General features: G+C 48.7%; 8 protein-coding genes. All 8 read left to right on the top strand.

Translation table 11 applies throughout. The annotated features are described in order from the left end of the window. Nucleotides 1–18 precede the first annotated feature (18 nt). Nucleotides 19–2,109 (top strand): WG repeat-containing protein, encoded by a 2,091-nt coding sequence (locus tag N909_RS0104705; RefSeq protein WP_029912153.1) that lies wholly within the window; start codon nt 19–21, stop codon nt 2,107–2,109. Nucleotides 2,110–2,494: 385 nt separating this feature from the next. Continuing rightward, complete coding sequence (gene blaOXA, locus N909_RS0104700) at nt 2,495–3,298, top strand: class D beta-lactamase (RefSeq protein WP_029912150.1); 804 nt, start codon at nt 2,495–2,497, stop codon at nt 3,296–3,298. Nucleotides 3,299–3,915: 617 nt separating this feature from the next. Beyond that, nucleotides 3,916–4,818: a phosphate/phosphite/phosphonate ABC transporter substrate-binding protein gene (locus tag N909_RS0104695; RefSeq protein ID WP_084167469.1), complete on the top strand. Its 903-nt coding sequence runs from the start codon at nt 3,916–3,918 to the stop codon at nt 4,816–4,818. A gap of 101 nt (nt 4,819–4,919) precedes the next feature. Next, nucleotides 4,920–6,290 (top strand): sensor histidine kinase, encoded by a 1,371-nt coding sequence (locus N909_RS0104690; RefSeq protein ID WP_162179108.1) that lies wholly within the window; start codon nt 4,920–4,922, stop codon nt 6,288–6,290. Beyond that, nucleotides 6,283–7,665 carry a sigma-54-dependent transcriptional regulator gene (locus N909_RS0104685; protein WP_029912141.1) on the top strand — a complete coding sequence of 461 codons (1,383 nt, stop codon included), beginning with the start codon at nt 6,283–6,285 and terminating at the stop codon, nt 7,663–7,665. The genes N909_RS0104690 and N909_RS0104685 overlap by 8 nt, the downstream gene beginning before the upstream one ends. Before the next feature lie 193 nt (nt 7,666–7,858). Continuing rightward, on the top strand, nt 7,859–8,575 hold the full coding sequence (locus tag N909_RS0104680; RefSeq protein ID WP_036682900.1) for a 4Fe-4S dicluster domain-containing protein: 717 nt from the start codon (nt 7,859–7,861) through the stop codon (nt 8,573–8,575). A 14-nt stretch (nt 8,576–8,589) separates the two neighbouring features. After that, on the top strand, nt 8,590–9,639 hold the full coding sequence (nrfD, locus tag N909_RS0104675; RefSeq protein ID WP_029912136.1) for an NrfD/PsrC family molybdoenzyme membrane anchor subunit: 1,050 nt from the start codon (nt 8,590–8,592) through the stop codon (nt 9,637–9,639). A gap of 43 nt (nt 9,640–9,682) precedes the next feature. Continuing rightward, a complete protein-coding gene (locus N909_RS0104670) occupies nt 9,683–12,820 on the top strand; it encodes a molybdopterin-dependent oxidoreductase (protein ID WP_029912133.1) in 3,138 nt (1,045 codons plus the stop codon). Nucleotide 12,821 lies beyond the last annotated feature (1 nt).

Here is a 12,821-nt window from a genome sequence, read left to right as displayed (position 1 = left end):
GCCAAATAGGGAATTCCCATGAATAAACTGATCGTTCTTTTCACCGTCATCCTGGCCATGTCCGTTTGCTCTGCTTCCGTAACAATGGCCGATTCCGCCAAGGGGAAAAACAGTTCTCAGGGCCAATTGCATATTGAAAGTCGCCCCTCTCTCCTCGACGAAGAAGGCATGCCCTGTTACTTCGATATTCACTGGAAGCAGTGGACGCTGATTGGGGAACCGGTTTTCAATACCAAAATTGTCTGGGGGATAAATGATCTTATCGGCTCCTTCCATTTCAAGGACAGGAATGGCAAGAGCGTGACCCTGTCCCCATCCGGGATACCGCTGGAGGTCTTGCAGGAGATCTTCATCGTTGACCTCGATTTCGACGGCAGAGTCGACCAAGAGGCTGTCCGCAGTGCGGGGCTGTCGGCCAGGGAAAAGGTCTATTTCCAAATAGGCTCAGGGGTGCCGGGAAAACCCACGGTCCAGCATTTTAAAGCCCGTGAAACACTGCCCGGAACCGAAAACTTCAATGTTCCCGGCAGCCCGAACTGGGACCGCGTCTTCTACACCTATTCCGGAGATGAGCGGAAGTATTTGCCGCCCGAACAGGCCAAACAAATCGTCAAGCACGGTTTTGAAGCGGTCGAGATGCTTTCGCGCGTTTCCAGACTCGAAGCCAGCCTCTCTTCCGTTAAAGCCTGGTATAACTCCAGGCTTGAGGAACAAGAGCTCAAAAAGCTCAAGCGGAAGCAGCAGCAAGAGAGTAAACAGCTAGCGGCCAGTTATCAATTACAAGAACGCCGCAACAAAGAAGCGCAATCACGGCAAGACGCGGGACAGGATGATTTTCTGGCCGAACTCGATGACCAGCTCTCCCAAATTGATCTGGATAAAGAGCGGCAACGCGCTACAGAACGACTGGCAGCACAACAACGCCAGCAAATCGCGGATCTGGAAAGAAGCTCTCAGGAGTATCTGGACGAGCTGGACCGACAGCAAAAGAGGGACGCCCTCAAGCTCCAGGCCAGACGTAGCGAGGTGGCAAGGCGGACCTTGCCGACCGGGAAGTTGCTTGTTTTCCAGGACAGAAACGAGGGTTACGGTTACAAAGACAGCAAAGGAAATATTGTCATTTCAGCCCAATATTATAGCGCTGCGTCTTTTTATGGTGACTACGCCTCTGCCTGCACTGGTGAGCATAAATGCGGAATCATCGATAAAAAAGGAACCGTCATCATCCCGATGGATTATGACGATAGCAAGGTTGTCGGGCCGGATCTGTTTGTCCTTGAAAGAGGTAAAGAGGGGCTGTTTGACCGCAATTTAAATGAGATCCTCCCTTTTCGCTACAGTCGCATTGAAGCATTCGGGGGCGACCATGTCGCCGTACGCGAACTGGGCAGTGACTATGCCAATTTTGCTTTGGTCGATCGCAGCGGAACCTTTTTGACCGGTTATGATTACGATACTTTTTCGACATATAAATATGGTGCCGAAGAATTTGGCGGTCAATATGCCGCGGTCTGCACCGCTTACAACTCCTATCACCCCGAAAATAACCGTTGCGGCATCATTGACGAACAGGGGAAAACCGTTGTTCCTTTTGATTATAAATACACGAAGATTGTCGGACCGGGACTCTTCGCTGTCCGCAATGGCAGATATTATTACGGTGTGCTCGACAGCAATCTCAAGCAGATTTTTCCCTTTAAATTCTATGATATCAAACCCCTCGGAGACTCCCATATCACATTGAGAAACGCGGATGAAAAATGTGCTTTGGCAGATCATCAGGGACATGTATTGACCGGTTTCGATTTCAGCGAACTCGAGCTTTTTTCAGATGGCTATGTCCGTTTCCAAAGTGAAAGTAAGAAAGGCCGCAAGGTGGGGCTGCTGAGCATGTCAACGGGAAAAGTGACTGTTCCTGCCGAGTATTACGCGATCAGCGCACTTGATCAGGATCGCGCTGAAGCGACTATCTCTATTCATACAAAAGGGCACTGCAGTGCATATCGTGAATATACAGAATCAGTTGTAATTGATATGCATGGCACCCGACTGGAAGCACCGAAAACAAGTTTAACCAAAACAGGGGAGTTGTGCCTGAACAGGGAGTAAAGCTCCCGCAGATTCCCTGGCAGGATGTTAAATACCTTTTCGTGATGACAATCTTGATGACCGGAAAACAAACTTATAATTGATGGGTCTCGTCCCACCGTTTCCAGCCCCATCAACAAACCGATGGGGCAACCTGCGTTCCAGCATGATTTCCAGGCCGTTCCCATGCGCTACGCTTAACCTCACGGCAAAACTCCGGAAATCAAGCCTCCACTCCGGTGGAAACAGAGGGGGATGCAATAAGCTTACAGCTGCGCTTACCCATGTGACGCTGCCGGAATGAAGCTAGCGGCTTTGTTCAACAACCAAGGGCTCCAGCGGATTTGTTACACGCTACGCGTTCCGCAAACGCCCTGAGCCCAAACGTTATTAAAGAAGAAAGTATATGAAGCATTTTCAGACGATATTTGGATGTCTTGTTGTATTGACACTGACTATTTTTATTGTCGCACCTTCTTATGCTTATGCCGATGATGCTGGCTTGGCTAACTTGTTCCAAGATCGTGGGGTGGAGGGCACTATTGTCATCTCGTCACTTGACGGAAAAATGAACTATATCCACAACAGTCGTCGGTCCGAAACCAGATTTATACCAGCATCAACCTTCAAGATTCCCAACACGCTCATTGCCCTTGAAGAAGGTGCTGTCAAAAACGAAAATGAAGTTATCGCGTGGGACGGAAAAGACAAGGGATTTAATGCATGGAACAGAGACCAGACCCTTAAAACAGCCTTTCCTGTGTCTTGCGTGTGGTTTTATCAGGAACTTGCCAGGCGTGTCGGCAACCAGAAGTATTTGGCTCATCTTAAAAAGCTGGAGTATGGCAACGAGAAGACCGGCCCTGATGTCTCCACTTTCTGGCTAGAAGGCGACCTGAAAATATCCGCCAAGGAGCAGATAGTTTTGCTGAAGAAACTCTATGCAGAGTCACTTCCTTACGACAGTAATCATATAAAACTGTTGAAGAAAATGATGATCGTCGAGGAAAATCCGCAATTTACTATAAGGGCAAAAACAGGTTGGGCTATGGGAACTGATTCCCAACAAGGCTGGTATGTAGGATATGTGGAAACAAAAGGAAATATCTGGTTTTTTGCAACTAACCTTGAGATTAGAAAAAAAGGCGATGCTACTTTCCGAAAAGAGATTACGATGGCGGCGCTAAAAGCAAAAGGAATACTAAAATGATGCATAACCAAAAGGCCCATCGGCCCGGTGATTCACTGGCACGACTCACTGTCAGGTAACTTTCCCGATAGGATGGGACGGGCTGTCGTACCTCACGCCATTGCTAGATTCCACGCTACGCACTCCACCTATCAATGGCGTTCGAGCCAACTGCGGTTCTCGACCCGAAAAGTATCTGCTGCAGGATGAAAATGAGACCCCGGAATTTCATCTGGAAAAATAAATCTGTCCGTATTTTCTTTGTGAGAGGGTTTTGACGGTTCTTAAGGATGAGGGTGCTCCGTCTTTGTCAGTGAGGCCCTGAGTTTCACACAACGCCTCTTCTGGTTCAACCCGGATCTGCGGCTACTCGGTAACTCGGCCTGACGGTGGCGGTGTGGACTGGGACCGTGCTACTGGTTTATATTCTGACCGCACTCTTCTTTGTCATGTTCCTAGGCCTGAAAAGTGCATAGATCCCAAATGAAAGCTATTGTCAGAGGTCCGAAGAGATCTCGGGGGATACCTGATGGGATACAATAATCGCATTCGGCTACATGGATGGAATGGGGGCTTGTTGTGTGTGGCTGCCGAAGCAAAACTTTAATCTGTGTCTGAAATGAGTTGACCACAACATAATGACTCACAGATGGAGCTTTAAAATGTTTAAGAGGGTTGTTCAGAGATCTGTCGCGCGTGTTTTCACACTTTTGTTTTTTTTAGTGGCTAGCATAAGCAACTCCGCTATGGCAGAGGAAAACCAGGCGCCTTTTATTTTCGCTGTTTCCGCCATGACTTCACCGGCAACGACATTCAAGCATTTTTCAGAACTTAAAGATTATCTTGCTGAAAAACTTCAACGGCCTGTCATTCTGAAGCAAAGGCGAACCTATGCAGAAATAAACCAGCTGCTGGAAAACAACAAGATATCGATGGCGCTTACCTGCACCGGGGGATTTCTTGATGGCCACCAAGCATTCGGGTTGGAAGCATTGGTTGCTCCGATGATAAATGGGGAAACCCGTTACCAGTCGTTTATTATTGTCGCAAAGGATGAAACAGCGCAAAGTTTAGCGGATTTACAAGGTCGTGTTTTTGCATTTACTGACCCGTTGTCTTTAACCGGACGCGTTTACCCGACAGCTAAAATCAATGAACTGGGCTACAAAACGAATCAGTTTTTCAAAAAAACTTTTTATACTGCCAGCCATGACAAATCTATTGCTGCTGTCGCGAATGGTATTGCTGATGCCGCTGCCGTTGACAGTTTGATATATAAGGCCTTGTTAAAAGACCCACAGTCAGCTGCCCACAAGGTAAAGGTGATTGAGGTTTCTGAATATTTTGGCATGCCTCCATTTGTCGTTTCCCCTTCAATGCCAAAAGATGAAAAACTCTCTTTGCTGAAAATTCTGTTGGGAATGGCCTCCGATCCGGAAGGTCGGCACGTCTTGGAGGCTTTGGACTACAATCGGTTCACAATTCCGGACCCGGCAATGTACCATTCGGCTTTGAGACTGATTAAACATGTTTCGGAATAGTGCTGATATCTTTTGGGGCTAATCACTTCAGTTTTCAGAAGAAAGGTATCGTTTTGAGGTGGCCTAACAGTATTGCATTTCGATTATCGGCGTCAATTGCTGTGGTGTTTATTGCAACGGCTTTAACAATTGCCAGTGTTATCCTGAAAGAAGAGCAAAAAACGCTGGAAAATCTTCTCGAGATTAGGGCGTTACAGCTGGGAGAAATCATGAGCCGGCAGATGGTGGAGCCGCTTCTCTACGAAGAACGATATTCAATTTTTACTCTTTTTCAATCCTACATTAATTCTGCTGACAGCATCATCATCTATGCCGAAGCTTATGACCAACAAGCCAAATTCCTTCTCACCTCTTCTCAGCAATTAAATATAAAACCGCTTCCAGTTGAGTTGTCTACCTATCAGTCCAAGGCAGGGTTTATCCATCGTGCGAAAGCGATACAAAACAGGAAAGCTTTTGATCTTATTTTTCCGATAACAACTCCGAGTTTAGGCCTCATCGGCTATCTTAGATTAGGCATTACGCCAGAGCATCTCATTGAAACCATACGGGATATCAAAAATAAGGTGCTGACGTTAACAGTGGCGATTGTTTTTTTAGGGATCTTGGCCGGACTGTGGATGGCTCGGCGCATATTGAAGCCGATTTTAACTTTAAATCGAGCGGTTCTTCAGCTTGAAGGAGAGAATCTTGGGGAAGATATTGAAGTCCTCGGTATTGGCGAGATCAGGGAATTGACATTGTCTTTTAATGCCATGTCGAAAAAGTTGAAAGAATCAATGATGGAAATAAAAAAAACTCAGGACGCACTGGTGCGAAAGGAAAAGCTTTATGTCCTGGGCGAGTTTTCCGCCGGGCTGGCGCATGAGATCAAAAATCCTCTAACCCCGATAAAAATGCTGATACAAAGAGCATATGAACAGAACGAACCGTTGGAAGGGACCGACCTTATTACTATTAACGACGAATTGAGGCGCATTGATAAGATTGTAAGCCAGTTCCTTGGATATGCCCGAATGAACGCCCCACAAATTCAAACTGTTGATATTAATAGACTCGTTAAAGACGTTATCGCTCTGACCAAACGAAAAATAGAGAAATCCGGCGTTGATTTGGCGATCAACATAGATGACACTCCTCTGAACTGTGAAACCAGCGCCGACGGCTTGCAACAGGTTGTCATCAATCTGGTGCTCAATGGTTTACAGGCCATGCCGAACGGAGGAGTATTGACACTGTCCGTTAAGCGCGATGACAACTATGTAAAAATAGCAATCAGCGATTCCGGTGTTGGTATGACTGAAGATCAGTTGGAAAAGATTTACGACCCATTTTATACGACAAAGCAAAATGGAACCGGCTTGGGTCTGGCCGTCGTTTGGAATATTATCGAAACATTAAATGGGAATATCGAATTTTCATCTGAACCGCAGATGGGAACCACCGTTATCGTGAGTCTACCCTATGGATAAAGTTCTGATTGTTGATGATGAAAAAACCGTCCGCTATGCGTTCAAGCGTACTTTTGAAGATGAGTATGAAATTCTTGAAGCTGAAAACGGCGAAGAAGCACTCTCGATTCTGGAAAGAGATATTCCTGATGTCATTCTGATGGACATCCGCATGCCGGTCATGGATGGCCTGACCGCTTTGAGGACTATCAAGCAACGGTCATCGGATATTCAAGTGGTGCTTATGACCGCTTATACCGATACCGGGACAGCCATGCAGGCAATGAAAGAAGGGGCTTTTGATTATGTTATCAAGCCATTCGAAAATGCAGAGATCCGGCAGGTCCTCCAAAAAGCTTGTCACTTGTCTCGCCTTCAGGGACAGGTGCGCGAAGCCGATGATAAGACGCCGTCTTCGGCGAAAACGGATTACATTGTTGGTTGCAGCAGGGCGATAATCGCCGTTAGTAAGCTTATTGGGCAAGTTGCCCCGACAGAATTTCCAGCGCTCATTCTTGGCGAGACCGGTGTCGGCAAAGAGCTGGTTGCACGAGCAATTGTTCAGCACAGTCCTCGAACGGCAGGACCCTTCATGGTGGTCAATTGCGCTTCGCTTCCGGACACGCTTATTGAAAGTGAACTGTTTGGTTACGAATCAGGAGCATTTACCGGCGCAGTCAAACAGCGTGTCGGCCGCTTTGAGCAGTGTCAGGATGGAACCATTTTTCTTGATGAAATAGGCGATTTGCCGGCACCTATGCAGGCCAAAGTATTGAGAGTCCTTCAAGATGGCTCATTCGAGCGCTTGGGCGGAAAAGCTACGCTCTATACAAATGCCAGAGTCATTGCTGCAACGAACCGCGACTTACTGGAAATGGTGGATAACGGTGAATTTCGACGAGACCTTTACCACCGCCTGAACGTCTTTCCTATCCACATCCCTGCGTTGCGTGACCGGCGGGAAGATATCCCTTTGCTGGCAAAATATTTTCTCTCCCGCTTTGGTCAGGCAATCACTCCCCCAGTCACCGACATTACCCCTGAGGCACTCAACAAACTTCACGACTACTATTGGCCGGGCAATGTTCGTGAGTTGCAGAATGTTCTTCGCCGGGCAATTGTTTTGGCCCGTTCCGCCACTGTCACAGCAGACAATTGCCAGTTGGATATTTCGGTTTCCGTTGAAAAAAGTGAAAGATACTCTATCAGCGCCCTGATCGATGAATCGTTCCTGGAAGGCGACGATTCTCCATTTCATCAAGTCATTTCCAAGGTTGAGTGTGTCTTGATAAAAAAGGCTCTAGCCCTTTCCGGAGGAAACCAGGTCAAGGCAGCTAAACTTCTTGGCATCAACAGGGTGACCTTAAGAAAAAAAATGGAATTATACTCCTGTTAGAACACAGCCTCACCCACACACCTTCTCTCAAACGATCTGTATAGCGAGCATACAGGTTATTGTATAGCAACTATACAGTCTCCCTGCTTTTCTATATCGAACCTCCGCTGATTCAAGTCTTTTCTGCTTGGCAAACTTATTGCTCTTAGACGCTCTAGAGCAATATGCGCCAACCTACGTAAAGGAGGACTTGATGAATCCAAAGATGGAAGACCCGGTTGTCACAATGTCGGATGACTTGGCCAAAGCATTGAAGCGCCCACGAAGTGCGCGGAGATGGGGCATGGTCATCGACAAGAAAAAATGTTCGGGATGCTTTGCCTGCACAGTTGCTTGTGTTGCGGAATACAAACTCCCACCTGGGGTTGTCTACCGCCCTGTCATGGAAGAGGAAATCGGCAAGTTCCCTAACGTGACCCGTGAATTTACCCCCCGTCCCTGCATGCAATGCGACAATCCTCCTTGCATCAAACCATGTCCGGTAAATGCAACCTTCAAACGCCAAGACGGGATTGTTGCCATTGATTACCACAAATGCATCGGCTGTCGTTCCTGCATTGTCAATTGTCCTTATGGCGCGCGAACGACCGACCTCGGAAAATATTACACAGACAACACGCCTCAGCGGCAAGAGTATGAAGCAGCAGAGACATACGAATACAACAAAAGCTGGAACCGTAAAGAAAAAGGGGCTTCACCGATGGGGAACGCCCATAAATGCCATTTCTGCACGAATCGTATAGAGGAAGGCCTGCTGCCGTTGTGCGTTAGCACTTGCCTGGGACGCGCTACCTACTTTGGAGATCTGAATAACCCTGATGCGCTGGTCAGCCGTGTGCTCCGGGGGAGAAGCGTCGAGATCCTGAAGAGTGAGCTGGGGACTCATCCTAAAGTCTATTATCTGGCCTGATAAAGGGGGTAGTTATGAAGATAGTTTTAGCATTATTGGCTCTGGGAGGCGGCGCTCTCGCCATCGGCAAAATAGTTATCTGGGGGGATAATTCAGTCGGTTACGGAAGTTATGTGCCATGGGGACTCTGGGTTGCCTCCTATGGATTTCTGATTACCTTGTCGGCAGGGTCGGCCCTGGTGGCTAACATGTACTATGCTTTCGGTCGTGAAGGTTACAAGGCCTCTGCAAGGCCAGCACTGTGGCTGGCAATTATCAGCCTGATTACGGCGCTCCCGATTATCGGGATGGACCTGGGACATCCGTTTCGCGGGATCATGGTTCTTTTTACTCCCAATTTTAAGGCCTTCCTGCCATGGGCAGTCTGGAGCTATGTCCTGTTCCTGATCGTTTCATTTTTGCTGCTCAAAAAAGATAAAGCAGGAACCGATACCCGCATGCTCGGCAGACTTTCTCTTCTTTTTGCCGGGCTTTTCACGATTTTTGAAGCCCTCCACTTTGGCACCGTCATTGCCCATCCGGTCTGGAACTCGGCAATGACGATCCCGTTGTTTTTTGCGACTGCGGTCGCACTCGGTTATTGCGTACTGGCTCTTCTGGGAGCAGGTGAGCGTGAGTATGTGCGCACAATGCTGCTGGCGCACCTTTTGATCGTTGATATTATGGAACTCGGCAAGTTTACTGTGGAATGGTATTCCTCAACCCCGGCAATGAGTGCATCGGCCAGTGGAGCTTTAGCCTCTCCCATGTTCTGGATATTCATTGTGTTGGCTGTTTTGTTGCCACTTTTTATGCTCTCACAAAAGAAACTTTCCTCCTCCCTTATCAAGTTTGCCGCGTTGTCAACAATAGTTGGTTTGTTTGCTGCGAAATATGAATTTGTGACCAGCGCCTTCGCTTTGGCGCAGTTTGCTGAGCTTCCAGCCGCATTCAGTGGACCCGGCCTGACAACCCACTATGTGCCATCCTTGCTGGAAATCGGTGTAACGATCGGATTTGTGGCTGCTGGATTGTTGGTGTTGATCTGGACTGTGCAATCGAAGAAACAAGCCCAAGAAAACTAACTTCATTCACGATTGCCATATAAAATCTGCAGAGGAGAAACGAATGAAAGAACTATTCGATAAAAAAATATCCAGGCGCTCGATCATGAAAGGAGCGGTTATTGCCGGCGGTGGCGCTTTTTTGGGAGACAAACTGGGTTGGTGCAACAAGGTTCTGGCTGCAGTTGCTGACACCAACACCTACCCCTTGGGCAGCGCGGAATCCATTATTTACTCAGTCTGCCTGCAATGTCATACAGCTTGCCCGTTGAAGTGTAAAATTCAGGAAGGTTTGTTGGTCAAGATCGATGGCAATCCCTATACCCCCCAGAATATGCTGCCTCACTTGCCCCACAAAACATCGCCGTTTGAAGCCGCCAAGGTCGATGGAAAAATCTGTCCCAAGGGGCAAGCCGGCATCCAGAGCCTTTATGACCCCTATCGGATCGTCAAAGTCCTGAAGCGTAACGGGCCCCGTGGAGCAAACAAATGGAAGGTGATTCCCTTTGATCAGGCCATCAAAGAGATTGTTGAAGGGGGAAAACTGTTCTCCTCCATCGGCGAAGATCGGCATGTCGAGGGATTGAAAGACATTTACGTCCAACGGGATTCCGCTGCCTCGTCCGCCATGGCCAAAGACTGGAAGTCGGTGGCCGGTGGCGAGATGTCGGTGCAGGAATTCAAAACCAAGCATGCCGCACACCTTGACTCCCTGATTGACCCGGATCACCCGGACCTGGGCATGAAAAATAACCAGTTTGTTTTCCAAGCCGGACGGATTGAGCACGGGCGCAAAGAGTTGGGCAAGCGGTTCATAGGCAACAGCTTTGGTTCTGTCAACTTTTACGAGCACACCACTATTTGTGAGCAGTCCCATCACATCGCGTTCTGGGGAGTGTCAAACAAATATAAAGACGGTAAATGGGGTGGAGGTAAAACCCATATGAAACCGGACACTCTGAATTCCGAGTTCAATATTTATTTCGGCACCAGCCCCTTTGAGGCCAACGTTGGTCCGCCGATCATGACCGGTAAAATTACCGATGGCATTGCTGATGGTCGCCTGAAAATTGCTGTTGTCGATCCCATGCTCAACAAAACCGCAGCCAAAGCCTGGAAATGGGTTCCAGTCAAACCGGGTGGTGACGCGGCTCTGGCACTTGGAATGACCCGCTGGATTATTGAAAATAAACGCTATGACAAGCAGTTTTTGGTCAATGCAACGGAAACTGCCGCACATGAGTCGAAGGAGGTCTCCTGGACGACGGCAAGTTTTCTGGTGAAAATCGATGCGGAAGGGCCGGAAACTTACCTGCGCGCCTCCGAGGTGGGCCTTGGTGACGAGGATGCCTTTGTTGTCGCCGTCAACGGAGTACCAACAAAGGTTGATGAAAAACAAGCAATTTACGGTGATCTTGAGTTTGACGGGATCGTTGCTGGAAACAAGGTCAAGAGCAGCTTTACTCTGCTGAAAGAATTGGCGTTTTCGCAAACTCTCGAAAGTTGGTCGGAACTGGCGGGAAGCTCTGTTAGAGAGGTTGCCGAACTGGCCAAGGAGTTTACCGCCCACGGCAAACGTGCGGCGATCGACTTTTATCGCGGCCCGGTTCAACACACCAACGGCTATTACAATGGACAGGCTATCATCACCTTGAATATGCTGGTCGGCAATATCGATCACAAGGGCGGACTGCACGCTGGTGGAGGCCACTGGCACGAACTTGGTGATAAGCTGCATTTCCCATTTGACCTGACGAAACTTCATCCGGGCAAATTGAGCCCATTCGGCCACAAAATTACCCGGGAAGGTTCCAGCTACGAAAAATCGACCTTGTTCAAACGATACCCGGCAAAACGTCCCTGGTTCCCCTTTACCGGCAGCGTTTATCAGGAAATCATCGCTTCAGCGGACGACCAGTATCCCTACGGGATCAAGGCCCTGTGGCTGCACAAAGGGACGCCCGGATTTGCCACACCAGCAGGTCATACGGCGCTGAAGATCCTGGCCGACACCAAGAAGCTGCCGTTGATTATCGCTGATGACATCGTGATCGGTGAGTCGTCCATGTATGCGGATTATCTTTTCCCGGACACGGCTATCTGGGAACGCTTCGGGTCACCACATACAACTCCTGATTCTCCGACCAAAGCATCCAAATTCCGTCAGCCTACAGTGACGCCACAGACGGAACTGGTGGAAGTCTATGGTGAAAAGATGCACTGCTCCATGGAAGCGGTCATGCTGGCCATTGGTGAAAAACTTAGCTTGCCGGGATGTGGCAAAGATGCTTTCGGGCCTGGCTTGGACTTTACTCGTCCTGAAGATTTCTTCCTGAAACTTGCCGCTAACCTCTCATGGGGGGACAAAAAGGATGATGATCTCCCCGATGCCTCCAAAGAAGAGATGCAGTTGTTCCTGAACGCCCGCAAGCATCTTGAAAAAACTGTTTTTTCACCTGAGCGCTGGGAGAAAGCGGCGGGCACTGAGAGCTGGAAAAAGGTTGTGTATTTCTTGAATCGTGGCGGTCGTTTCGAAGATTTTGACGAGGCCAAGCAGATGGGGCATGACGGTTTTGTCGAACATCAGACCAAGCAGCGTTTCAATCTGTACGTCGAGAATGTCGGGACACAGCGTCATTCCCTGACCGGAAAACGCTTCAGTGGGCTGGGGATTTACGAACCTGTCACGGATGCCGCTGGCAATCCGATAAGTTCAAACGGCTATGAACTGGACCTGAGTACCTACAAAGAGATTCTTGGCGGGCAATCGAGAACCCTGCCTGGGAACTATTGGCTTTCTTCGATTCTCCCTGAGAATTACATTATGATTAACGCGGATACGGCCGCCAAGCTTGGCTTCAAAAATGGTGATCGGGTCCGTGTAGCGTCTCCAACCAACCCTGACGGTGTTTGGCCGGTGCCGAATAACAAACCGGTGCCTATGGAAGGCCGTCTGAAAACCATTGAAGGGATTCGTCCGGGGGTTGTTTCCGTCTGCTGGAGTTACGGTCACTGGGCCTATGGTGCGGCCGATGTCGATGTTGACGGTAAGATGACCTCTGGGGACAAGAGGCGTCAGGCAGGTTTATGCGCGAACGCAGCCTGCATGGTTGACCCGGTTTTGCAGAATGTCTGTATGAGTGATCCCATTGGTGGCAGCGCCAGTTTTTACGACACCAAGGTGAAATTGATCCGGGTTTAGC

The sequence above is a fragment of the Pelobacter seleniigenes DSM 18267 genome, assembly GCF_000711225.1.
Classification (GTDB): domain Bacteria; phylum Desulfobacterota; class Desulfuromonadia; order Desulfuromonadales; family Geopsychrobacteraceae; genus Seleniibacterium; species Seleniibacterium seleniigenes.
Note: the sequence above shows the minus strand (reverse complement) of the source record. Positions and strands in the feature narration are given on the sequence as shown.